Source organism: Peribacillus simplex (assembly GCF_001542915.1).
GTDB classification, from domain to species: Bacteria; Bacillota; Bacilli; order Bacillales; family DSM-1321; genus Peribacillus; species Peribacillus simplex_B.
In genome coordinates, this window is record NZ_LNNH01000023.1 from 122,682 (window position 1) to 122,932 (window position 251).

The following is a 251-nucleotide window of genomic DNA, read 5'->3' on the forward strand; positions in this document are numbered from 1 at the left end:
GGCATCTGCGGCAGCATGGAATGAATAGGCAAACTGTTTTGTTCGTTCATCTTTCACATAGTAGCCACTCTCAGGATCCGTAGTACTTTCTTTAATTGCTTTGGTTTCTTCCTTATCAAATTTATCTGGTGGAAAAGGCTTCTTTCCATGTTTTTCACGATCTTGATTGATTTCTTCTTGAAGACGTCCTTGATACGCTCGTGTTTCTTTACGAACGATTTTCTTTTCAAATTTCCGTTTATTCGCACTGG

Annotated in this window: 1 pseudogene; it reads right to left on the reverse strand. The window is 39.0% G+C overall.

The features are described from left to right. Window positions 1-251: pseudogene (locus AS888_RS12585) on the reverse strand (IS5/IS1182 family transposase); the annotation flags it as partial.